The following is a 23156-nucleotide window of genomic DNA, read 5'->3' as shown; positions in this document are numbered from 1 at the left end:
CGTGTCCCACAGCACGGTGCCTCGCAGCAGGGCCGAGGCAGACGACAGCGCGGGGCGGACTCCCGTGGCGTCCGGCGGCGCCACCGGCACCCGCGGGAAGACGGGGGCCGGGAAGCTGAGCCTGCGCCTCAGATTCAGACGCGACCGCGCGCTGATCCTGATGACGCTGCCGGCGGTCCTGCTGATCCTGGTCTTCAACTACCTGCCGATCCTCGGCAACATCGTCGCCTTCCAGGACTACGACCCGTACATCAGCGACAACGGCATCGTCTCCATGCTGCACAGCCCCTGGGTGGGCTTCGAGAACTTCCAGCGGATCTTCGCCGACTCGGCGTTCTGGGACGCGGTGAAGAACACACTCGTGCTGTTCTCCCTGCAGCTCGTGCTGTTCTTCCCGATCCCGATCGCACTCGCGCTGCTCATCAACAGCGTGGTCCGGCCCCGGGTGCGGGCGATCTCCCAGGCGGTCCTGTACCTCCCGCACTTCTTCTCCTGGGTGCTGGTCATCTCCGTCTTCCAGCAGATCTTCGGTGGCGCGGGTCTGCTGTCGCAGCTGCTGAGACAGCACGGCTACGACGGCCTCGACATCATGACCGACCCGTCGACCTTCAAGTTCCTGGTCACGGCGGAGGGCGTCTGGAAGGACGCGGGCTGGGGGATCATCGTCTTCCTGGCCGCGCTGGCCTCCGTGAGCCCGGACCTCTACGAGGCGGCGGCGATGGACGGGGCCGGCCGCTGGCGCCGCATCTGGCATGTCACGCTGCCCGCCCTGCGGCCGGTGATCGCCCTGCTGCTGGTGCTGCGCGTGGGCGACGCGCTGACCGTCGGCTTCGAACAGATCCTGCTCCAACGGGACGCGGTCGGCCCAGGAGCCGCCGAAGTCCTCGACACCTTCGTCTGGTGGAACGGCGTCCGCAACCAGGACTTCGGCTACGCGGCCGCCGCCGGTCTGATCAAGGGCGTGGTCAGCCTCGGCCTGGTCCTCGCCGCGAACAAAGTGGCCCATCTCATGGGCGAGCAGGGGGTGTACAAGAAGTGACCGCCGTCATCGACAAGCCTCCCGTACGGGAACCTTCCCGATGGGGCGCCCCACCCCGTCCGGCATGGGAGGAGGAGCCCGGCAGGGCGGGCCTGGCCGGCAAGGGTCTCGTGCTCGCCCTCGCCTGCCTGGGCATCCTCTTCCCCCTGTGGATCATCGTCGTGACCAGCCTCTCCTCACGGAAGACGATCGACGAGGCCGGCGGACTGGTGATGGTGCCCAAGGGCATCACCTTCATCGCCTACAAGGAGCTGCTGAGCGGCGGCCAGGTCACCCGGGCCACGATCATCAGCATCCTGATCACCGTCGTCGGCACGCTGTTCTCGATGGCCGTGTCGGTGCTGTGCGCGTACGGCCTCTCGCGCATCGGCTCCCTGGGCCACCGCTGGTTCCTGATGCTGCTGCTGGCGACCATGTTCTTCAGCGCGGGCCTGATCCCGACGTACCTCCTCGTCCAGTCCCTGGGCCTGACCGACAGCTATCTCGCCCTGATCCTGCCGAGCGCGGTGAGCGTCTTCAACATCCTCGTCCTGCGCGGGTTCTTCATGGGCATCTCGCAGGAGCTGATCGACAGCGCGCACATAGACGGCGCCGGCGACTTCCGGATCCTGTGGCAGATCGTCATGCCGCTGTCGCGTGCGGTGCTCGCCGTGATCACCCTCTTCTACGCGGTCGGGTACTGGAGCGCGTGGTTCAACGCGTCCCTGTACCTCAACGACCAGGACAAGATGCCGCTGCAGAACGTCATGATCCAGCTGGTGCAGAAGCAGGAAGCCCCGGTGGGGCTGGGGCAGGCGATCAAGACGGGTCAGCTGTCCGGGCTCGGGGTGCAGATGGCGGTGATGGTGATGGCGCTGCTGCCGGTGGCGGTGCTCTCGCCGTTCGTCCAGAAGCACTTCAAGAAGGGGATGCTGACGGGGGCGGTGAAGGGGTAGCCGACGGCGCCTTGTGAACGGGGTGGCGGGGGAGTGTCGGCGACTGCGGGTGGTTCGCGGCCGGCCGCGCAGTTCCCCGCGCCCCTGAAGGGGCGCTGCAGCCGCCGCATCTCCCCAGCCGCGGGCGCTCGTGACACTCTCCGGCCGCGGGCAGTCGTGCCTCCCCCGGAGCCCGAAAGACCTTGGGGGACCCTCAGGCGGCACGGGTGGGCGCGGGCGGCACCCTGCAAGCGCCGGTAAGCGTCCCCACCCCCGCCCAGCCCCCACCCCGGTCGCCCACCCAACCCACCGAAGGTTCCCCATGCCCACCCTGAGCCGCAGAACCGTCCTCGCCGCCACCGCCACCGCCCTCGCCACTCTCCCCGCCCTCACCGCCAACGCCCTCGCGGCCGAGCCCCGCCCGCAGGCGTACCGCTGGCGCAACGCGGCGATCGGCGGCACCGGATTCGTCACCGGCGTCCTCTTCCACCCCACCACCCCCGGCCTCGCCTACGCCCGCACCGACATCGGCGGCGCCTACCGCTGGGACGCCCCCGCCGCCCGCTGGACCCCCCTCACCGACCACCTCGGCTGGGACGACTGGAACCTCCTCGGTGTCGAGGCCCTCGCCGTGGACCCCGCCCACCCGGACCGGCTCTACCTCGCGCTCGGCACCTACGCCCAGTCCTGGGCCGGCAACGGCGCGGTCCTCCGCTCCGACGACCGCGGCGCCACCTGGACCCGTACCGACCTCGCCGTCAAGCTCGGCGCGAACGAGGACGGCCGGGGCATGGGCGAGCGCCTCCTGGTCGACCCGCGTGACAGCGACACCCTCTGGCTGGGGACGCGGCACGACGGACTGCTCAAGTCGACCGACCGCGGCGCCACCTGGGCGGCCGTCACCGGTTTCCCGGCCACCCCCGCCGCCTCCGGCCAGGGCGTCACCCTCCTCGTCGCCGTCGGCCGCGCCGTCTACGCCGGCTGGGGCGACGCCGACGGCAGCACCGGCGCCGTCAACCTGTACCGCACCACCGACGGGAGCACCTGGGCAGCCGTCCCCGGCCAACCCACCGGCACCTCCGCCAAGATCCCGGTCCGCGCCGCCCACGACCGGCACGCGCGCGAGCTGTACGTGACCTACGCCGACGCCCCCGGTCCCAACGGCCAGGCCGACGGCAGCGTGCACAAGCTCTCCACCGTCACCGGCCGCTGGACCGAGGTCACCCCGGTCCACCCCGGCGGCGGCGACACCTTCGGCTACGGCGGGGTGGCCGTCGACGCCCGCCGGCCCGGCACCGTCGTCGTCTCGACGAACAACCGGTGGGCGGCCGTGGACACCCTCTACCGGACCACCGACGGCGGCCGTACCTGGACGTCCCTGAAGGACACCGCGGTCTTCGACGTGTCGGAGACTCCCTTCCTGAAGTGGGGCGCTGATCAGCCCAAGTTCGGGTGGTGGATCCAGGCCGTGGCCGTCGACCCGCACGACTCGAAGCACGTCGTATACGGCACCGGCGCCACCCTCTACGGCACCCGCGACCTCGTCCACTGGGCCCCGCGGATCCGCGGTCTGGAGGAGACGTCCGTACTGCAGCTGGTGTCGCCCCCGGTCGGGGAGGCGCACCTGCTGAGCGGCTCGGGGGACATCGGCGTCCTGTACCACGAGCGGCTCACCGCGTCTCCGTCCCGCGGTATGGCCACGAACCCCGTGTTCGGGTCGGCGACGGGGCTCGCGCAGGCCGCGGGCAGGCCGGCGTACGTGGTCCGCACCGGCTGGGGCGACCACGGCAACGGTGCCTTCTCGAACGACGGGGGCCGGACCTGGGCGCCCTTCGCCGCCCAGCCCTCCCTCGCCCACGACGCACCGGGGCCGATCGCCGCCAACGCCGACGGCAGCGCGCTGCTGTGGTCCTTCGTGCACTGGGACGGGACGAAGTACCCCGCCCACCGGTCGGACGACAACGGCGCCACCTGGACCGAGATCCCCTCCTTCCCGAAGGGCGCCACGCCGGTCGCCGACCCGGCCGACCCGACGCTCTTCTACGCATACGACACCGACACAGGAACGCTACAAGCCAGCACTGACAGTGGCCGGACGTTCACGGCGCGTGCCACCGGGCTGCCCGCCGGGGACAGCCAGTTCCAGCTGGCCGCGGCTCCCGGCAGATCCGGTGACCTATGGCTGAGCGTGAAGTGGAACGGGTTGTACCGGTCCACCGACGGGGGCGCGACCTTCACCAAGGTGGCCAGCTGCCGGGCCGCCTACACCCTCGGCTTCGGCAAGGCCGCCGACGGCGCCGGCTACCCAGCGGTCTATCTCGTCGGCTCCACCGAGTCCGTCACCGCCGTCCACCGCTCCGACGACGAGGCCGGGACCTGGACCCGTATCAACGACGACCGGCACCAGTGGGGCTGGACCGGGCAGGCGATCACCGGCGACCCGCGCGTGTACGGCCGGGTCTACCTCGCCACCAACGGGCGCGGCATCCAGTACGGGGAGCCCGTCTGATGCCGAACCTCGCCGACGCCTCCCGCGGCCGCATCCTCTTCGGCGGCGACTACAACCCCGAGCAGTGGCCCGAGGAGACCTGGCCCGAGGACGTCCGGCTGATGAAGGCCGCCGGCGTCAACTCCGTGACCATGGGTGTCTTCTCCTGGGCGAAGCTCGAACCCCAGCCGGGAGAGCGCGACTTCGGCTGGCTGGACCGGCTCATGGACCTGATGCACGACAACGGCATCGGAGTCGTCCTCGCCACCCCGACCTCCGCGCCGCCGCCGTGGCTGGGCCGACTGCACCCGGACACCCTGCCCCGGGACGCCGACGGCCGCACCGAGTGGTGGGGCGGCCGCCAGCACTTCTCGCACTCCAGCGCCACCTACCGCCGCTACGCCGCCGCCATCACCGAGGACCTCGCCGCCCGCTACGGCGGCCACCCGGCCCTCACCCTGTGGCACATCAACAACGAGTACTGCACCTTCGACTACGGCGACGAGGCGGCCGCCGCCTTCCGCCGCTGGCTGCGCGAGCGCTACGGCACCCTCGACGCCCTCAACTCCGCCTGGGGCACGGCCTTCTGGAGCCAGGGATACGACACCTGGGACGGCATCCTGCCGCCGCGCCACGCCCACTACATGAAGAACCCCACCCAGGTGCTGGACTTCCGCCGGTTCACCTCAGACATGCTCCTGGAGTGCTACACGGCCGAACGGGACATCGTCGCCCGGCACACCCCGCACATCCCGGTGACCACCAACTTCATGCCGCTGTGGATCGGCCAGGACGCCTGGCGCTGGGCGGCCGAGGAGGACGTCGTCTCCGTCGATCTCTATCCCGACCCGCGCGATCCGCTGGGCGCGCAGCAGGGCGCGCTCGTCCACGACCTCACCCGTTCCCAGGCGCGCGGCCCCTGGATGCTGATGGAGCAGGCCGCCGGGCCGGTCAACTGGCGTGGGGTCAACCACCCCAAACCCCGTGGCCTCAACCGTCAGTGGTCCCTCCAGGCCGTCGCCCGGGGCGCGGACGCCGTCTGCTACTTCCAGTGGCGGCAGTCGAGGCAGGGCGCGGAGAAGTTCCACTCCGGGATGGTCAGCCACGCGGGGGAGGAGGGCCGTACGTATCAGGAGGTCAAGCGGCTCGGCTCCGAACTGGCAGCAGTCGGAGCCGAGGTGACCGATTGTCATATCGAGGCGGACATCGCGATCCTCCACGACTGGCACTCCTGGTGGGCCGGCGCCCACGAAGGCCGGCTCTCCACCGAGGTGGACCTCCCCGACGTCCTGCACGCCTGGCACCGGGCCCTGTGGGAGGCGAACCTCACCACCGACTTCGCCCACCCCGAACACGACCTGTCCTCCTACAAGCTGGTCGTCGTCCCGCAGCTCTACCTCCTCACCGACGCCGCGATCGGCAACCTTCTCGGCTACGTCCGCGGCGGCGGCACCCTGGTCAGCGGCTTCCTGACCGGCGTCGCCGACGAGGACGACCGGATCCGCCCCGGCGGCATGGACGCACGGCTGCGCGAGCTGTTCGGCATCCGCACCCTGCACGAGTGGTGGCCGCTGGACGCGGGGGAGCGCGTCGCGTGCGAGGGCTTCCGGGGAACCCTGTGGTCGGAGGAGATCGAGGCCGCGCCCGGGGTCTCCGAGACCGTGCCGTACCAGGGCGGGGAACTCGACGGGCTGCCCGCCGTGCTGCGCACCGGACGGGCCTGGTACCTCTCCACGCTCCCGGAGCCGGAGGCGCTGCGGAAGCTGCTCGGCCGGATCGCGGCGGACGCGGGGGTGCGCCCGGTGCTCGACGGGCTGCCCCCGGGCGTCGAGGCGGTCCGCCGGGGCGAGTTGCTGTTCCTGTTCAACCACGGGCGTGACGAGGTGAAGATCTCCCTCATGGGAACACATCGAGACCTGCTGACCGGTACGACCGTCACCGACGAGACCGTCCTCGGCCGCTACGGCGTGGCGGTGCTCAAGCCATGACCGCCACCGGCACGGACACCCGCGTCAACACCGCCACCGGCCCCGTCCACGGCACCTGGGAGCCGGCCCCCGCCGCTCGCTGGGAGGACGCCTTCCTGAGCGGCAACGGCCACCACGGCACCCTCGCGTTCGGCGATCCGAACGACGACCGTGTCATCGTCACCCACCACACCCTCGTCCGCCCGAACGGCGGCGAACACGCCCGGCCGCCGCGCCTGGCGGCCGAACTCGCCGACGTACAGGACAGGTTGCTCGCCGGGGAGCCGGCCGCCGCCGAGAGTTTCACCGACGGCCGTCCGCTCCAGTGGGTGCAGCCCTTCCACCCCGCCTTCCAGATCCGGCTGCGCAGGCCGCACGGCCGGTCCGACGGCTACCGCCGCTCCGTCGACTTCACCACCGGCGAGGCCACCGCCACCGCCGCCGACTGGACCAGCCGAGTCTTCGTCTCCCGCGCGGACGACGTGATCGTGCAGCAGGTCGTCGGCGCCGCCGACCTCGACATCGCCCTCGACCACCGGCTCCCCGGCGCCCCGCCCGGCCTGGGCGTCGGCCACGGCGCGCTGCGCACCCCCGAGGGCGCCCTGCTCAGCCTCCGCGCCCGCTACCCCGACAGCGACCGCGCCTACACCGGCGTCACCCTGGTCGCCGTCACCGGCGGCAGCACCGGACTCGTCCCGCCGGGCGTCCGCGTCACCGGCGCCGAGTCCGTCCTCCTCCTCACCCGGGTCCGCCGCCACACCGGCGAACTCGACGTGACCGCCGAGGCACGCGCACTGAGCGACCTGCTCGCCGACCAGGAGTCGTACGACGCGCTGCTCGCCCGCCACCTCGGCCCGCACCGCACCGCCTACACCCGCGTCACCCTCGACCTGGGCGCCGACCCGGCCGAACGCGCGCTGCCAGGATCCGAGTTGCTCAGGAAGCCCGCCGAAGCGGCCCTCCTGGAGCGGCTCTTCGCCGCCGGCCGCTACCACCTGCTCTCCGCCTCCGGCCTCAACCCGCCCCGCCTGACCGGCCTGTGGACCGGCGACTGGGACACCGCATGGTCGGGCGCGTTCACCAACGACGCCAACGTCAACCTCCAGACGGCCTCGGCCGCGGCCGCCGCCCTTCCCGAAGTCACACAGGCCTGCGCCGCACTGATCCAGCGCCAGCTCGGCGACTGGCGGGAGAACGCCCGCGCGGTGTTCGGCGCCCGGGGTGCGGTCGCGCCCGCGCACAGCGACGGCGAGTCCGGGCTGGCCTACCACTACAGCCGGGAATACCCCCTGCACCTGTGGACGGCCGGCGCCGACTGGCTGCTCAAGCCGCTCGTCGACCACGACGAGATCCGCGGCGGCCGTGATCCCCGTACGGCGGCGGTGCTGGCCGAAGTCGCGCGATTCTACGAGGACTTCCTCACCCGGACCGACGCCGACGGCCACCTCGTGATCGTGCCCTCCTACTCGCCCGAGAACCGCCCCGCGAACGCCAGTTGGGGCGCGATCAACGCGGCGATGGACCTCTCCGCCGCCCGGCACGCCCTGCGCACCGCGGCCGACTACCACCCGGGCCCGGACGCCGACCGCTGGCGCGCTCTCGCCGACCGGCTGCCCCCGCACCGGATCAACGCCGACGGCGCACTCGCCGAATGGGCCTGGCCCGGCCTGCGGGACACCTACGACCACCGCCACCTCAGCCACCTCTACGGCGTCTGGCCGCTCGACGAGATCACGCCCTACGACACCCCGGAGCTGGCGGCCGCCGCCCGTCGCGCGCTCGAACTGCGCGGAGCCGAGAACGACTCGGCGCACGGACACCTCCACCACGCGCTCGTCGCCGCCCGGCTGAGGGACGGCGAACGGGTCGCCGCCGCCCTCGACCGGGTCCTGGCCGGCGACTTCTTCCACGCCTCCCTGATGAGCGCCCACTACCCGAACCGCGACGTCTACAACGCCGACGCCGCGCACACCCTGCCCGCCGTCCTGATCGAGGCCCTCGTCCAGTCGACCCCAAACCGGCTGGTCCTGCTCCCCGCACCGCCGGCCGCCCTCGGCCGCGGCCGGCTGACCGGAATCCGCACCCGGTTCGGAGCCGAACTCGACCTCGACTGGACCCCTGAAGGCGCGCGAGCCGTCCTGAAGCCGCACCGGACGCTCCGTATCGACCTGTGGACTTCCTCCGGCGCCCAGCCGCTCGACCTCGTCGCCGGAGAAGACCACGTCCTCACCCTGGGGACGTGGTAGCCACCCGCACCTCCCCCCACCCATGGAAGGGACACCATGGCATCACGCACGTATCGCAGGGCCGCCACGGCCCTGATCGCCCCCGCGCTCGCCCTCGGCGCCACCGTCGGCCTCGCCTCGGCGCCCGCCTCGGCCGCCGTCTGGAGCTCCTGCGACCAATGGGGCAACACCACGCTGAACGGCTACACCCTCTACAACAACATCTGGGGCTCCGGCGCCGGCACCCAGTGCATCTGGGCCAACTCCGGCACCAACTGGGGCGTCACCGCCAACCACCCCAACACCGGCGGCATCAAGTCGTACCCCAACTCCAAGAAGGTGATCAACAAGACGATCACCTCTCTCGGATCGCTCACCAGCAGCTACAACGTGACCGTCCCGTCGTCCGGCGCGTACAACACGTCGTACGACATCTGGGACACCGGGTACGCCAACGAGATCATGCTCTGGGTCAACAAGACCGGTGCCGTCGGCCCGCTCGGGACCTCGCAGGGCACGCTCACCCTGGGCAGCAACACCTGGACCGTCTACAAGGGCAACAACGGCGCGAACAACGTCTATTCGTTCATCCGGAGCTCCAACTCCACCTCCGGCACGATCGACATCCTGCCGATCCTGAAGTGGATCAAGGACACCAAGGGCTGGTTCGGCAACGTGACCATCGGTGACGTGCAGTTCGGCTACGAGATCACCAGCTCGTCCGGCGGGCTGAACTTCACCACCAACAGCCTCACCGTCAGCAGCAGCTGAGCCGGACGGGCCGGCCCCGTGCGCGTCGCGGGGCCGGCCCGTGCGCGGTCATGCCCGGTCGACCTCCGCGCGCAGCGCGTTGTAGTCGGCGAAGGCCGTGTCGACGTCCGCGCGGCTGAGGCCGTAGCGGGCCAGGTCGTAGCTGTGCACGGGGGTCCCCTTGGGACGGGCGACGACCGCGGGGAGGCGGGCCGCGTCGGCCTCGGTCCAGCGGGCGCCGACGGCCGCGTAGAGCTTCGGGGCGCCCGCGGCCGGGTCGGCGCCCAGCCAGGTGTACGGCACGTCCACCAGTGCCTCGCGAGGGATGCCCGCGCGGGCGGCCAGGCCGCGGGCGGCCGAGCGGCTGAGCAGCTCCAGCCAGGTGGCGCCGATCCAGTCCAGGTCGAGGGGGCGGGTGCTGACCGCCATGCCGTGCTCGACCAGGCTGCAGAACGAGGCCACGGCGGTGGCCGGATCGCGGTGCGTCCACACGATGGTGGCGTCCGGGAAGACCGCGCGCAGCGCGTCCAGGTTCTCCAGGTGCAGCGGGGACTTCAGCACCCAGCGGCGGCGCGGGCGGCCGTACTGGAGTACCTGGTAGATCTGCTTGAGGTACCGGTAGTCGGCCTCGAAGTCATGGCTCTCGTGCCAGGGCAGGTACTCCGGGATCACGGCCTGGGACAGCGGCATCACCGTGTGCGGCAGTGCGAAGGTGCACTCCTCCGGCCCCTCCGGGCGCAGGTTGTGGATGTGGCGGAAGCCCGGCGCGAAGAGGTTGATCCCGCCGACCAGGCGGCGGGCGGTCTCGATCGCCTTCTCCCGTTCCGTGGAACCGAGTTCGAGGTCCGGGGTGAGTAACTCCCAGAGCAGCGGGCAACGGTGGCCCGCGGAGAGAGACAGCACGCTGTGGGTGAGCGTGGTGGCGGTGCGGGGCAGGCCCACCACGAACACCGGCCGGTCGACCGGCTCCCGCTCGATCCCGGGGTGCTCGGCGAGCAGTCGGCGGACCCGGGCCCGGTTGGCGAGGTGGCGGCCGATGTGGCCGCGTGCCGACAGCCAGCCGACGGGGGTGAGGTGCTCGGCGCCGGACCAACATCGCAGCAGGTGACGGAAGCCGTCGGCGAACGCTTCGTCGCCCGCTGTCCGCCCGGCCGCGTCGAGCAGCCGCTCGAAGGCCTGGTCCGGTGCGCGGCGGGTACGGGAGGCGGGTCTGAGGAGCAGATTGGCGAGCGTGAGGGGGAGCGGTCCGGAGGACACGGCAACGGGACCCTTCGTGGGGGGACAGGAAGAGGGGATACCTACTACCCCCTCCAACTGCCCCACCACACCGCTGAGTTGAGACATTAACCGGCCGGTAACCGCAGTCCCCCGGTGCTACTCCGTGACCGGCAGTTCCGCCCCGTCCCGCAGGAACAGCGGGATACGGTCCAGCGGCGCGTCCACCGTCACCGCCGTACCGCCCTCGTACGACTCACCGGTCCACGCGTCCGTCCACCAGGCACCCGCCGGCAGATACGCCGTCCGGGCCGTGGCGCCCGCCGTTAGCACCGGCGCCACCAGGAGGTCCCGGCCGAACAGATAACTGTCGTCCACCGTCCAGGCCGCCTGGTCCTGCGGGAACTCCAGGAACAGCGGCCGCATCGCCGGCAGACCCTCCTCGTGGGCCTCCCGCATGACCTGGAGGACGTAGGGCCTGAGGCGCTCGCGCAGCCGCAGGTACTTCTCCAGGATCGGGCCGGCCTCCGCGCCGTACGACCACACCTCGTTGGGACCGCCGGTCATGTCGGGGCCCAGCGGCATGCCCGGGTCCCGGAAGCCGTGCAGGCGCATCAGCGGGGACAGCGCGCCGAACTGGAACCAGCGGACCAGCACCTCGCGGTAGGCCGGGTCGTCCGGGTCGCCGCCGTGGAAGCCGCCGATGTCCGTGTTCCACCAGGGGATACCGGACAGGGCCGTGTTGAGGCCGGCCGCGATCTGCCGGCGCAGGGTCGCGAAGTCGGTGCCGATGTCGCCGGACCACAATGCGGCACCGTAGCGCTGGCTGCCCGCCCACGCCGAACGGTTGAGGGTGACGACCTCCTCGCCCTGCGCCCGCAGGCCCTCGTAGAAGGTGCGGGAGTTCTCGGCGGGGTAGCTGTTGCCGACCTCCAGGCCCGGGCCCGTCCAGTAACGCAGGTTCTCCTGGAAGCCGGGCTTCAGCTCGGGCTCGCAGGCGTCCAGCCAGAACGCCGTGATGCCGTACGGATCGAGGTAGTTCTCCTTCACCCGGGACCAGACGAACGCGCGGGCCTCGGGGTTGGTGGCGTCGTAGAAGGCGACCTGGACGGTCGACGCCACCTCCTTGTCCGGCCAGTCGGCGTGCGCCATCGGGCCGTACTGGGTGCCGATGAAGTACCCGCGCTGCTCCATCACCGGGTGGTTCTCGGACAGCGGGGACACCGACGGCCACACGCTCACCACCAGCTTGACGCCCAGCTCGGCCAGTTCACGGACCATCGCGGCCGGGTCGGGCCATTCCTTCGGGTCGAACTTCCAGTCGCCGAGGTGGGTCCAGTGGAAGAAGTCGCAGACGATCGCGGAGAGGGGCAGCCCGCGCCGCTTGTACTCCCGGGCCACGGCGAGGAGTTCGTCCTGGGTGCGGTAGCGCAGCTTGCACTGCCAGAAGCCCGCCGCCCACTCCGGCAGCATCGGCGAACGGCCGGTCACCGCGCTGTAGTTGCGCTGGCCGCCGGCCGGATCGCCGGCGGTGATCCAGTAGTCGAGCTGGCGGGCCGAGTCGGCCACCCAGCGGGTGCCGTTGCCGGCCAGTTCGACGCGGCCGATCGCGGGGTTGTTCCACAGCAGGGTGTAGCCGCGGCTGGAGACCAGCACCGGGACCGAGACCTCGGCGTTGCGCTGGACCAGATCGAGGACGAGGCCCTTCTGGTCGAGGCGGCCGTGCTGGTGCTGGCCCAGGCCGTACAGCCGCTCGCCCTCGTAGGCGGCGAACCGCTGCTCCAGCCGGTGGTGGCCGTTGCCGACGGCGGTGTAGAGACGCGAGCCGGGCCACCAGAAGTGGGCGCGCTGCTCGGCCAGGATCTCCGAGAGGTCGTCGGTGCGCAGGTACCGGACCAGGCCCTCGGCGGACACCTCGACGGTCAGGCCGCCGACCGTCAGCCGTCCTTCACCGTCGGCGATCTTGACGGTCGACCCGGTGGCCGGCGGCGCGTCGAGCAGGGCGCCCGGCAGGTCGTCGAGGACCGGACCGCCGAGCCGGGCACGCACCCGGACCGCGTCCGGCCCCCACGGCTCGATCCGCAGCGTCTCCTGGCGCCCGCTCCACTCCAGGGCACCGTCCCGCTCACGGAACGTGCCGACGGTGGGGGAGGACTGCGCGAGGCTCACCTTGGGCTGCGCTTCGGCGGACTGGATTTCGGCAGGCTGATTCACGAGGCGTGCTCCTGAATGAGTGCAGACATGGGGGTGCCCCGGCAGGGCGGTGCGGGGCGGTGCGCAAGAGCGGGGTGGGTCAGGCCCGGGCCGGCGCCGGGCCCGTGCTCGCCCGCACCGTCAACTCGGGCGCGATCAGCACGACGTCGTCACCGCCGCGGCCGTCCAGCTTGGCGACCAGGTGCTCCACGGCGTACCGGCCCATCTCCTGGGCGGGGATGGCGACGGACGTCAGCCGCACCGAGGCCTGGACGGCGACCTGGTCCGGGCAGATCGCGACCACCGACACGTCCTCGGGCACGGCCCGGCCCTGCTGGCGCAGCAGCGCGAGCAGCGGCTCCACCGCGGACTCGTTCTGGACGACGAAGCCCGTGGTGCCCGGGCGCTCGTCGAAGATCCGGGCCAGGGTGACGGCCATCGCGTCGTACCCGCCCTCGCACGGCCGGTGCAGCACCCGCAGCCCCAGCTCCCGGGCCCGGGACCGCAGTCCGTCGAGGGTGCGTTCGGCGAAGCCGGTGTGCCGCTCGTAGACCGCCGGTGCCTCGCCGATGACAGCGATGTCGTGGTGGCCGAGCTTCGCGAGGTGCTCCACGCACAGTGCGCCGGTGGCCCCGAAGTCGAGATCGACGCAGGTCAGCCCGGTGGTGGAAGCGGGCAGACCGATGAGTACGGAGGGCTGGTCGGTCCCCCGGAGCAGTGGCAGCCGTTCGTCCTCCAGCTCCACGTCCATCAGGATCATCGCGTCCGCCAGCCCGCTGCCGGTGACCCGGCGTACCGCGTCCGGCCCTTCCTCGCCGGTGAGCAGCAGGACGTCGTAGCCGTGGGCGCGGGCCGTGGTGGCCACGGCGATCGCGATCTCCATCATCACCGGCACGTACATGTCCGTACGCAGCGGGATCATCAGCGCGATGATGTTCGACCGGCTGCTGGCCAGGGCACGGGCGCCGGCGTTCGGGTGGTAGCCCAGCTCCCGGATGCTCTGCTCGACCCGCTGCCGGGTGGTGGTGGAGATGGACCGCTTGCCGCTGAGGACATAGCTCACCGTGCTCGCCGAGACTCCGGCGTGCTGGGCGACCTCGGCGAGGGTGACCATCCAGCTCTCCAAGCTTTGTGAAGCGCTTCGACAGTGCGCGTTGCTGACAAGGGTGGGTAAGGGTGGTTCGACAGTAGCCCCAGTGGGGGTGGGTGTCCATAGGGTGTCGAAGCGCTTCGACAGTGAATTGACGGCACTCTCGCCGAACCGTCCCCCGGAAGAACCCCCCGATGCAACACCGCGGACCGCGTCGACGGGTCCGGGTGACCCGATCGGACCGCGAGGGCTGGTGGGTGCGGCCCGTTTCGGGTACCAACGATCCAGTAGCACTGGTCGGTAACGAACGGTCCACAACACCCCTTTTTGTGGCGAGGTGAGCCCCAATGTCCGCCCCCACCACCAAGAAACCCACCGTCACCGAGCGGGAAGCCCGTCAGGTGGCGGAGGCCGCCCGGGAACAGGACTGGCACAAGCCCAGCTTCGCCAAGGAACTGTTCCTCGGGCGCTTCCGGCTCGACCTCATCCACCCCCATCCGCTCCCCGCGGACGAGGACGTGCGCCGCGGCGAGGAGTTCCTCGCACGGTTGCGCGAGTTCTGCGAGACGAAGATCGACTCGGCCCGCATCGAGCGCGAGGCGCGCATCCCCGACGAGGTCGTCTCCGGCCTCAAGGAGATCGGCGCCCTCGGCATGAAGATCGACACCAAGTACGGCGGCCTCGGCCTCACCCAGGTCTACTACAACAAGGCCCTCGCCCTGGTCGGTTCCGCGAACCCGGCGGTCGGCGCGCTGCTCTCCGCCCACCAGTCGATCGGCGTACCCCAGCCGCTGAAGATCTTCGGCACCCAGGAGCAGAAGGACGCCTTCCTGCCCCGCTGCGCCCGCACCGACATCTCCGCGTTCCTGCTCACCGAGCCGGACGTCGGCTCGGACCCGGCCCGCCTCGCCACCACCGCCGTACGGGACGGCGACGACTACGTCCTCGACGGGGTGAAGCTGTGGACCACCAACGGGGTGGTCGCCGACCTGCTCGTGGTCATGGCCCGCGTCCCCAAGTCCGCGGACGGCAAGGGCGGGATCACGGCCTTCGTGGTCGAGGCCGGCTCCGAGGGCGTCACCGTCGAGAACCGCAACGCCTTCATGGGCCTGCGCGGCCTCGAGAACGGCGTGACCCGCTTCCACCAGGTCCGGGTCCCGGCGGCCAACCGCATCGGACCCGAGGGCGCGGGCCTCAAGATCGCTCTCACCACCCTCAACACCGGCCGGCTCTCCCTCCCCGCGATGTGCGTGGGCGCCGGCAAGTGGTGTCTGAAGATCGCCCGCGAGTGGTCGGCAGTCCGGGAGCAGTGGGGCAAGCCGGTCGCGCTGCACGAGGCGGTCGGCTCCAAGATCAGCTTCATCGCGGCGACCACCTTCGCCCTGGAGGCGGTCGTCGACCTGTCCTCCCAGATGGCCGACGAGAGCCGCAACGACATCCGCATCGAGGCCGCCCTCGCCAAGCTCTACGGCTCCGAGATGGCCTGTCTGATGGCGGACGAGCTGGTCCAGATCCGCGGCGGCCGCGGCTTCGAGACGGCGGAGTCCCTCGCGGCGCGCGGGGAACGTGCCGTCCCCGCCGAGCAGCTCCTGCGCGACCTGCGCATCAACCGCATCTTCGAGGGCTCCACGGAGATCATGCACCTGCTGATCGCGCGCGAGGCCGTGGACGCCCACCTCTCGGTGGCGGGCGACCTCATCGACCCCGACAAGTCCCTCCAGGACAAGGCGAAGGCGGGCGCGAACGCGGGCGTCTTCTACGCCAAGTGGCTGCCGAAGCTGGTCGCGGGCCCGGGGCAACTCCCCACGTCGTACGCCGACTTCAAGCACGGCGTGGACCTCTCCCCGCATCTGCGCTACGTCGAGCGGCACGCCCGCAAGCTCGCCCGGTCCACCTTCTACGCCATGTCCCGCTGGCAGGGCCGGATGGAGACCAAGCAGGGCTTCCTGGGCCGGATCGTGGACATCGGCGCCGAGCTGTTCGCGATGAGCGCGGCTTGTGTCCGCGCCGAACTGCTGCGCCGCCAGGGCGACCACGGCCGCGAGGCCTACCAGCTCGCCGACGCGTTCTGCCGGCAGGCCCGGGTCCGCGTCGACGAGCTGTTCACCCGCCTCTGGTCGAACACCGACGACCTGGACCGCAAGGTCGTCAAGGGTGTGCTCGGCGGCTCCTACGAGTGGCTGGAGCGGGGGATCGTCGACCCGTCGGGCGAGGGCCCGTGGATCGCCGACGCGACCCCCGGGCCGTCGCGGCGCGAGAACGTCCGCCGTCCCCTGAAGTAGGTCAGCAGTACTTGTCGCTCGGATCCCGCGTCGTCCAGGAGCAGGAGTCGACCTTGGTGCCGGTCGCCTTGGTCAGCGTCGCCGTGTCGCTGGTGTTGTTCCACACGTAGGCGCGGCGGTTCTGGAACTTGTCCGACGCGGTGTCCGTCCCCCGGCCGGTGTGCACCTTCATCGTCTTGTGGGCGCCGATCTTGATGTTCTTGAAGACGTAGCGGTGGTTCGAGGTGTCCTTCAGGACCCAGCCCTTGAGGGAGACGGCCGAGCCGCCGGTGTTCTTGATCTGCACCCACTCGGCGTTGAGGCTCGTGTTGGAGCGGTTGTCGCTGCCCGGGCTGTCGAACCAGACGTGGTAGATGGTCACGCCGCCGGCGGCCTGCGCCGGGGTGCTGAGCACGGTGCCGGTGAGCAGCGCGGCGCCCGCGAGCGCGGGCAGGGCAGCACGTATGCGCACAGTACGCATGGAGAGATCCCCCCAGGATGTCTTCCGGTCGGGTCGGCCCTTCGCCGACCCGACAGAAGTGTTATCACATGATCTTCACGCGAACCTCACAAGGGGAATCTCGCTTCATACGGCGCCAAGAACTGATAAGGCACCCGCGTGCGGGACGCGCTGTCCTCCGGGCCGCCGATTGCGGCAACAATGGGGGGATGACCGACAGTCCTGCCAGTCCGGCCCCCCTCGCCGACCCGCACCTCGTGTACGACCCGCTCGCGGGCGACGGCCCCAAGGACGTGGTGATCCTCGGCTCCACCGGATCCATCGGCACCCAGGCCATCGACCTCGTCCTGCGCAACCCCGACCGCTTCCGGGTCACCGCCCTGTCCGCCAACGGCGGCCGGGTCGCCCTCCTCGCCGAGCAGGCGCACCGGCTGCGGGTACGGACCGTCGCGGTCGCCCGTGAGGACGTCGTACCGGCACTGCGCGAGGCCCTGACCGGTCTCTACGGCGCCGGCGAGCCGCTTCCCGAGATCCTCGCCGGACCCGACGCGGCCACCCACGTCGCCGCCTCCGACTGCCACACCGTCCTCAACGGCATCACCGGCTCCATCGGCCTCGCGCCCACCCTCGCCGCCCTGGAGACGGGCCGCACCCTCGCCCTCGCCAACAAGGAGTCGCTGATCGTCGGCGGCCCGCTGGTCAAGGCGCTGGCCAAGCCCGGCCAGATCATCCCGGTCGACTCCGAGCACGCGGCGCTCTTCCAGTCGCTGGCGGCGGGGACGCGGGCCGACGTCCGCAAGCTGGTCGTCACGGCGTCCGGCGGGCCCTTCCGGGGCCGCACCAGGGCCGACCTGGCCCGGGTGACCGTCGAGGAAGCGCTCGCCCACCCCACCTGGGCGATGGGACCGGTCATCACGATCAACTCCGCCACCCTGGTCAACAAGGGACTGGAAGTCATCGAGGCACACCTCCTCTACGACATTCCCTTCGATCGCATTGAGGTGGTCGTGCACCCGCAGTCGTATGTCCACTCGATGGTCGAGTTCACGGACGGATCCACGATCGCGCAGGCGACGCCCCCCGACATGCGGGGGCCGATCGCCATCGGTCTCGGCTGGCCCGAACGGGTCCCGGACGCGGCCCCCGCCTTCGACTGGAGCAAGGCCTCCACCTGGGAGTTCTTCCCCCTGGACAACGAGGCCTTCCCCTCCGTGAACCTCGCCCGGCACGTCGGTGAGCTCGCGGGCACCGCCCCGGCGGTGTTCAATGCCGCCAACGAGGAATGCGTCGAGGCGTTCCGGAGCGGTCTGCTGCCCTTCAACGGCATCATCGAGACCGTCACCCGGGTCGTCGAGGAACACGGAACCCCTCGTACGGGAACTTCGCTCACCGTGCCGGACGTACTCGAAGCGGAGACCTGGGCCCGGGCCCGGGCCCGGGAACTGACAGCACAGACGGCGACCGCGGAGGCGCGTGCATGACAGCCCTGATGATGATCCTCGGCATAGTCGTCTTCGTGATCGGCCTGCTGGTCTCGATCGCCTGGCACGAGCTGGGGCACCTGTCCACGGCCAAGCTCTTCGGCATCCGCGTCCCGCAGTACATGGTCGGCTTCGGCCCGACCGTCTGGTCGCGCCGCAAGGGCGAGACCGAGTACGGCTTCAAGGCCATCCCGGCCGGCGGCTACATCCGCATGATCGGCATGTTCCCGCCGGGCGCCGACGGCCGGATCACCGCGCGCTCCACCTCCCCCTGGCGCAGCATGATCGAGGACGCCCGCTCGGCCGCCTTCGAAGAGCTCCAGCCCGGCGACGAGACCCGCCTCTTCTACACCCGCGCCCCCTGGAAGCGCGTGATCGTGATGTTCGCGGGACCCTTCATGAACCTGATCCTCGCGGTGGCCCTGTTCCTCACGGTCCTGATGGGCTTCGGCATCAGCCAGCAGACCACCACCGTCAGCTCGGTCTCCCAGTGCGTGATCGCCCAGAGCCAGAACCGCGACACCTGCAAGAAGACCGACGCGGCCGCCCCGGCCGCCGCCGCGGGCCTGAAAGCCGGCGACAAGATCGTCTCCTTCGACGGGGTGCGGACCACCAGCTGGAACCAGCTCTCCGACCTGATCCGCGCCACCCCCGGCAAGGACGTCGCGATCGTCGTCCACCGCAAGGGCCAGGACGTCACCCTGCACGCGAAGATCGCCACCAACCAGGTCGCCAAGAAGGACTCCAGCGGCCAGATCGTCCAGGGCCAGTACGTCACGGCCGGCTTCCTCGGCTTCAGCGCGGCCACCGGCATCGTCCGCCAGGACTTCGGCCAGTCGGTGACCTGGATGGGCGACCGCCTCGGCGAGGCCGTCGACTCCATCGCCGGCCTGCCCGGGAAGATCCCGGCCCTGTGGGACGCGGCCTTCGACGGCGCCCCCCGCCAGCCGGACTCCCCGATGGGCGTGGTCGGCGCGGCACGGGTCGGCGGCGAGATCTTCACCCTCGACATCCCGCCCACGCAGCAGCTGGCCATGGCCCTGATGCTGGTGGCCGGGTTCAACCTCTCCCTGTTCCTCTTCAACATGCTCCCGCTGCTCCCCCTGGACGGCGGCCACATCGCGGGCGCCCTGTGGGAGTCACTCCGCCGGAACCTGGCGAAGGTACTCCGCCGCCCGGACCCCGGCCCCTTCGACGTGGCGAAGCTGATGCCGGTGGCCTATGTGGTGGCGGGCGTGTTCATCTGCTTTACGGTTCTCGTGCTCATTGCAGATGTCGTCAATCCGGTCAAAATCAGCTAGCTAACGAGCAATTTCTGTCGCTCTGCCTGGGTCGCGCTCTTCACTCGCCTAAATCTGACGAGTGAAGGGCGCGGCTTTTCTGTGCGACGCGTACGGGCTCTTTCGTACGTTCTTGCTGTTCATGGGTGACCCCAGCGGTGCGCCAACACCCCGGGGTCTGGCCAGTACGGAAATCCGGCGCGGCACGTGCTCCACCAGGCTCGACGATGACGGACGTCCCCTGCACGGCGAGCCCGTGGTGATCCGCTGCCGGCAATTCTCCCGGCTGAACGGATGTGTGCCTTTCGGGAAGCATTGGCCGCGCTGAGTCGGCAGCTTAGGAACCCTGTCCGGGAGTACCCGCTCACCGGACGGATCCGAGGGAGTTGCGGGCGTCCGTATATCGGGTGCTTCCGCAGCAAGGACGGAATACGGACCTGTCGCTGTTCGGGATGGAACGCGACCGACTCCTGCGGCTGTGTCTTTCTGCCGGCTGATCACGTGTACCGGGCGCATCACATTCGCTCGCCGTCAGCGGTTCGGTGACCCGGAGAAGGTCCGAGCGCGGCAGCGCACCTGGCTGGCGGACGGCGTGTGGCGGGAGATCGTGAAGCTCCTGAACGACGAGGGGGCGGGCACACCGGTCCTGAGCCACGAGGCAGGCCCGACGCCGGCCATCCGTACCCGGCTCCGAACCCGAGGGCTCTCGAGGCTCCGAGGGTGGCCGAACGTGGTTAACCCCGTGAAAATCTCGTAGCCATACGACGTTCGAAGCGGCCCGGAACACTGTGTTCCGGGCCGCTTCCATTGAGTGGGTTTACCCGAAGGGGATGTGCTCGCGCCTGGCCCGGTGCCGTAATCTCGGAGTCCGGAACCCGCTTACGACGGGACCTGGACCTAGATCCACGACTTGGGGTTGCACAGCAGATGACTGCGATTTCTCTCGGCATGCCGTCCGTTCCGACCAAGCTCGCCGAGCGCCGGAAGAGCCGGCAGATCCAGGTCGGCTCCGTGGCTGTCGGCGGAGACGCCCCGGTCTCGGTCCAGTCGATGACCACGACCCGTACGTCGGACATCGGCGCCACCCTCCAGCAGATCGCCGAGCTCACCGCGTCCGGCTGCCAGATCGTCCGCGTCGCCTGCCCCACGCAGGACGACGCGGACGCCCTGGCGACCATCGCGAAGAAGTCCCAGCTCCCGGTCATCGCGGACATCCACTTCCAGCCGAAGTACGTCTTCGCCGCCATCGAGGCCGGCTGCGCCGCGGTCCGGGTCAACCCCGGCAACATCAAGCAGTTCGACGACAAGGTCAAGGAGATCGCGGCGGCCGCCAAGGACCACGGCACCCCGATCCGCATCGGCGTCAACGCCGGCTCCCTGGACCGCCGGCTGCTCCAGAAGTACGGCAAGGCGACCCCCGAGGCCCTGGTCGAGTCGGCCCTGTGGGAGGCGTCCCTCTTCGAGGAGCACGACTTCCGGGACATCAAGATCTCCGTCAAGCACAACGACCCGGTCGTGATGATCGAGGCGTACCGGCAGCTGGCCGCCCAGTGCGACTACCCGTTGCACCTCGGCGTCACGGAGGCCGGCCCGGCCTTCCAGGGCACGATCAAGTCGGCGGTCGCCTTCGGCGCGCTGCTCTCCCAGGGCATCGGCGACACCATCCGGGTCTCCCTGTCGGCTCCTCCGGTCGAGGAGGTCAAGGTCGGCAACCAGATCCTGGAGTCCCTCAACCTCAGGCAGCGCGGCCTGGAGATCGTCTCCTGCCCGTCCTGCGGCCGTGCCCAGGTCGACGTCTACAAGCTGGCCGAGGAGGTCACGGCGGGCCTGACCGGCATGGAGGTCCCGCTGCGCGTCGCCGTCATGGGCTGCGTCGTGAACGGCCCCGGCGAGGCCCGCGAGGCCGACCTCGGCGTCGCCTCCGGCAACGGCAAGGGCCAGATCTTCGTCAAGGGCGAGGTCATCAAGACCGTCCCCGAATCCAAGATCGTCGAGACCCTCATCGAGGAGGCCATGAAGCTGGCCGAACAGATGGAGGCGGAGGGCGTGGCGTCGGGAGAGCCTTCGGTCGCGGTGGCGGGCTGAGGGAGCCCCCCAGGTCCTCCGCCCCGATAGGAGCGCGGGGAACTGCGCGACCAGCCCCCGACGACCCGCGCTCGCGCACAGACGTGGTTCCCGAGCTCGCAGGCGCCTCGAAGCGTGGTCCGGGGCGGGGGCCCCGGCGACGGGACCGCGGCCGTCGGCACGGCAGGACCGGCGGTCACCCACACGGGGCGGCACGGCCAAGCTTCCGCAGGTACAGTGCGGAGATCAGCAGAACCCCTCAGCGTGAGGTCCCGCACGTGTTGACGCAGACCACCTCTCGGGTGCTCGAACCGAGCGACCTGGACGCCGCGCTCGCCGTACTCGACCGCGAGCCGGTCACGAACGCCTTCGTGACCTCGCGTGTCCAGGTGGCCGGCCTCGACCCCTGGCGCCTCGGCGGAGAGATGTGGGGCTGGTACGAGGACGGCATGCTCACGTCCCTCTGCTACGCCGGCGCCAACCTGGTCCCGATCTGCGCCACCCCGCGCGCGGTCCGGGCGTTCGCCGACCGCGCCCGCCGGGCCGGCCGCCGCTGCTCCTCCATCGTCGGCCCCAGCGAGGCCACCGCCCCACTGTGGCGCCTGCTGGAGCCGCACTGGGGCCCGGCCCGCGAGGTCCGCGCCCACCAGCCCCTGATGGTCACCGACCGGATGCCCGCCGACATCGCCCCGGATCCGTACGTCCGCCGCATCCGCAAGGACGAGATGGAGGCGATCATGCCGGCGTGCGTGGCGATGTTCACCGAGGAGGTGGGCGTCTCCCCGCTGGCCGGTGACGGCGGTCTCCTCTACCAGGCGAGGGTCGCCGAACTCGTCGGCTCCGGCCGCTCGTTCGCCCGGCTCGACGACAGCGGCAGGGTGGTCTTCAAGGCGGAGATCGGCGCGGCGACCCCGCAGGCCTGCCAGATCCAGGGTGTGTGGGTGGCCCCCGAGTACCGGGGGATGGGCCTGGCGGCCCCGGGCATGGCGGCGGTGCTGCGCTACGCCCTGGCCGACGTGGCCCCGGTGGTCAGCCTCTACGTCAACGACTTCAACACGGCGGCGAGAAGGACGTATCTGCGGGTGGGCTTCCAGGAAGTCGGCGCGTTCATGAGTGTCCTGTTCTGACCGTTCTCCGGAGACAGGCGCCCGGGGCAGCGACCGGAACCTCCCTGTACCCTCCCCACATGGACCTCGTGATCGGCTCCCTGGACCTCTCCTCCCACGTGGACGAGGCCCTGGCAGTCCAAGCGGTCGCCTTCGGCCTGGGCCCCGACGAGGTAGCCGTACGCCGCCAGATCGTCGTTCGCCATATGCAGTACCCCGGCGCCAGAGCCCTCGGCGCGACCTCCGACGGCCTGCTCGTCGGCTTCGTCTACGGCATGCCGAACAGCCGCACCCACTGGTGGTCCACCGTCGTGGAGCCCTATCTGCGCGCCCAGGGCCACGCCGACTGGCTCGACGACTCCTTCGTGATCACCGAGCTGCATGTGCACCCCGGCCACCAGAACCGCGGCATCGGCCGCCGGCTGATCACGACGATCACGGACGGCGCCGCCGAGTCCCGCTCGATCCTCTCCGCGATCGACACCGACAGCCCGGCCCGCGGCCTCTACCACTCCCTCGGATACGTCGACCTGGCCCGCCGGGTCCACTTCCCGAGCGCGCCCAGGCCGTACGCCGTGATGGGCGCCCCGCTGCCGCTGCTCCGCCGATAGCCGTTAACGGAT

At 70.8% G+C, this 23156-nt stretch carries 16 protein-coding genes; 12 read left to right on the top strand and 4 right to left on the bottom strand.

Annotated features, from left to right (window positions below):
• Position 1: 1 nt before the first annotated feature.
• The 6 genes from ACZ5K7_RS43160 (at position 2) to ACZ5K7_RS43135 (ending at position 9404) form a co-directional block, all read left to right on the top strand.
• Positions 2-1039 carry an ABC transporter permease gene (locus ACZ5K7_RS43160; RefSeq protein WP_351712005.1) on the top strand — a complete coding sequence of 346 codons (1038 nt, stop codon included), beginning with the start codon at positions 2-4 and terminating at the stop codon, positions 1037-1039.
• Positions 1036-1974: a carbohydrate ABC transporter permease gene (locus ACZ5K7_RS43155; protein ID WP_468923010.1), complete on the top strand. Its 939-nt coding sequence runs from the start codon at positions 1036-1038 to the stop codon at positions 1972-1974. Before ACZ5K7_RS43160 ends, ACZ5K7_RS43155 begins: the two co-directional genes overlap by 4 nt.
• A 301-nt stretch (positions 1975-2275) precedes the next feature.
• On the top strand, positions 2276-4462 hold the full coding sequence (locus tag ACZ5K7_RS43150; protein WP_468923007.1) for a 1,4-beta-glucanase: 2187 nt from the start codon (positions 2276-2278) through the stop codon (positions 4460-4462).
• The gene (locus ACZ5K7_RS43145; RefSeq protein WP_468923004.1) at positions 4462-6429 is read left to right on the top strand and encodes a beta-galactosidase; all 1968 of its coding nucleotides are present in this window, start codon (positions 4462-4464) and stop codon (positions 6427-6429) included. The genes ACZ5K7_RS43150 and ACZ5K7_RS43145 overlap by 1 nt, the downstream gene beginning before the upstream one ends.
• Positions 6426-8654: a glycosyl hydrolase family 95 catalytic domain-containing protein gene (locus tag ACZ5K7_RS43140; protein ID WP_468923001.1), complete on the top strand. Its 2229-nt coding sequence runs from the start codon at positions 6426-6428 to the stop codon at positions 8652-8654. Before ACZ5K7_RS43145 ends, ACZ5K7_RS43140 begins: the two co-directional genes overlap by 4 nt.
• Positions 8655-8690: 36 nt before the next feature.
• Positions 8691-9404 (top strand): glycoside hydrolase family 12 protein, encoded by a 714-nt coding sequence (locus ACZ5K7_RS43135; protein WP_450973554.1) that lies wholly within the window; start codon positions 8691-8693, stop codon positions 9402-9404.
• A gap of 48 nt (positions 9405-9452) precedes the next feature.
• Here the strand turns inward: ACZ5K7_RS43135 and ACZ5K7_RS43130 are convergent, their stop codons facing one another.
• The 3 genes from ACZ5K7_RS43130 to ACZ5K7_RS43120 all read right to left on the bottom strand — a co-directional run bounded on the left by ACZ5K7_RS43130 (position 9453) and on the right by ACZ5K7_RS43120 (position 13905).
• On the bottom strand, positions 9453-10640 hold the full coding sequence (locus ACZ5K7_RS43130; RefSeq protein WP_468922997.1) for a sulfotransferase family protein: 1188 nt from the start codon (positions 10638-10640) through the stop codon (positions 9453-9455).
• 117 nt (positions 10641-10757) lie between these two features.
• Complete coding sequence (locus ACZ5K7_RS43125; protein ID WP_468922994.1) at positions 10758-12812, bottom strand: TIM-barrel domain-containing protein; 2055 nt, start codon at positions 12810-12812, stop codon at positions 10758-10760.
• 79 nt (positions 12813-12891) lie between these two features.
• Positions 12892-13905 carry a LacI family DNA-binding transcriptional regulator gene (locus ACZ5K7_RS43120; RefSeq protein WP_450973556.1) on the bottom strand — a complete coding sequence of 338 codons (1014 nt, stop codon included), beginning with the start codon at positions 13903-13905 and terminating at the stop codon, positions 12892-12894.
• A gap of 323 nt (positions 13906-14228) precedes the next feature.
• Between ACZ5K7_RS43120 and ACZ5K7_RS43115 the strand changes: the two genes are divergently transcribed.
• On the top strand, positions 14229-16163 hold the full coding sequence (locus ACZ5K7_RS43115) for an acyl-CoA dehydrogenase family protein (RefSeq protein ID WP_468922990.1): 1935 nt from the start codon (positions 14229-14231) through the stop codon (positions 16161-16163).
• A gap of 1 nt (position 16164) precedes the next feature.
• Here ACZ5K7_RS43115 and ACZ5K7_RS43110 read toward each other — a convergent pair whose 3' ends face one another.
• A complete protein-coding gene (locus ACZ5K7_RS43110) occupies positions 16165-16623 on the bottom strand; it encodes a lamin tail domain-containing protein (RefSeq protein WP_351711985.1) in 459 nt (152 codons plus the stop codon).
• A gap of 188 nt (positions 16624-16811) precedes the next feature.
• Here ACZ5K7_RS43110 and dxr point away from each other — a divergent pair, with 188 nt between their 5' ends.
• The 5 genes from dxr to ACZ5K7_RS43085 all read left to right on the top strand — a co-directional run bounded on the left by dxr (position 16812) and on the right by ACZ5K7_RS43085 (position 23144).
• Entirely contained in the window at positions 16812-18083 is a 1272-nt protein-coding gene (dxr, locus tag ACZ5K7_RS43105) for a 1-deoxy-D-xylulose-5-phosphate reductoisomerase (protein WP_351711983.1), read from the top strand.
• Between the two features lie 8 nt (positions 18084-18091).
• Positions 18092-19384, top strand: a complete 1293-nt coding sequence (locus tag ACZ5K7_RS43100; RefSeq protein WP_468923076.1) for a M50 family metallopeptidase — start codon at positions 18092-18094, stop codon at positions 19382-19384.
• Between the two features lie 906 nt (positions 19385-20290).
• The gene (gene ispG / locus ACZ5K7_RS43095) at positions 20291-21448 is read left to right on the top strand and encodes a flavodoxin-dependent (E)-4-hydroxy-3-methylbut-2-enyl-diphosphate synthase (RefSeq protein WP_351711981.1); all 1158 of its coding nucleotides are present in this window, start codon (positions 20291-20293) and stop codon (positions 21446-21448) included.
• Between the two features lie 257 nt (positions 21449-21705).
• Positions 21706-22554 (top strand): GNAT family N-acetyltransferase, encoded by an 849-nt coding sequence (locus tag ACZ5K7_RS43090; RefSeq protein ID WP_351711979.1) that lies wholly within the window; start codon positions 21706-21708, stop codon positions 22552-22554.
• Positions 22555-22613: 59 nt separating this feature from the next.
• Complete coding sequence (locus ACZ5K7_RS43085) at positions 22614-23144, top strand: GNAT family N-acetyltransferase (protein ID WP_468922983.1); 531 nt, start codon at positions 22614-22616, stop codon at positions 23142-23144.
• The last annotated feature ends 12 nt before the right edge of the window (positions 23145-23156 follow it).

Source organism: Streptomyces sp. NPDC031497 (genome assembly GCF_055580905.1).
This window is presented reverse-complemented; position numbering and strand designations above follow the sequence as displayed.